At 65.6% G+C, this 608-nt stretch carries 1 protein-coding gene; it reads left to right on the top strand.

Annotated elements, in window-relative coordinates; genetic code table 11:
- A partial coding sequence (locus I6F36_RS38605) for a chemotaxis protein CheW (RefSeq protein WP_346656718.1) occupies nt 1–608 on the top strand: 608 nt, incomplete at both ends.

Below are 608 nucleotides of genomic sequence, written 5' to 3'. Positions count from 1 at the left end.
TCGACAAAACTGCGTCACATCGACATGTTCTCCGGCAACACCATTCTGGGCGATGGCGCGGTCATCATGATCATCGATCCCAACGGCATCGCCAAGGCGCTCGGCGCCGCCGGCTCCTCGGCCCATGGCATGGGCGACGAAGCGGCCGGCCATCACATCGGAAGTGGCGAGCAGACCACCTCGCTCTTGGTGTTCCGCGCCGGCTCGTCGCAGCCCAAGGCGGTTCCGCTCGGCCTCGTCACGCGCCTGGAAGAGCTGCCCGCCGACAAGATCGAGTTCTCGAACGGCCGCTACATGGTGCAGTACCGCGAGCAGCTGATGCCGCTGGTGGCCATGGAAGGCGTCACCATTGCTTCCCAGGGCGCCCAGCCGATCCTGGTGTTCGCCGACGACGGCCGCTCCATGGGCCTCGTCGTCGACGAGATCATCGACATCGTCGAGGAACGCCTCAACATCGAGGTCGGCGGCTCCTCCTCCGGCGTTCTCGGCTCGGCCGTGATCAAGGGCCAGGCCACCGAGGTGATCGACGTCGGCCACTTCCTGCCGATGGCGTTCGCCGACTGGTTCACCCGCAAGGAGATGAAGCCGTCGCTGCATTCGCAGTCGGT

Source organism: Bradyrhizobium sp. BRP19 (genome assembly GCF_020194195.1).
GTDB lineage: Bacteria > Pseudomonadota > Alphaproteobacteria > Rhizobiales > Xanthobacteraceae > Bradyrhizobium > Bradyrhizobium yuanmingense.
Note: the sequence above shows the minus strand (reverse complement) of the source record. Positions and strands in the feature narration are given on the sequence as shown.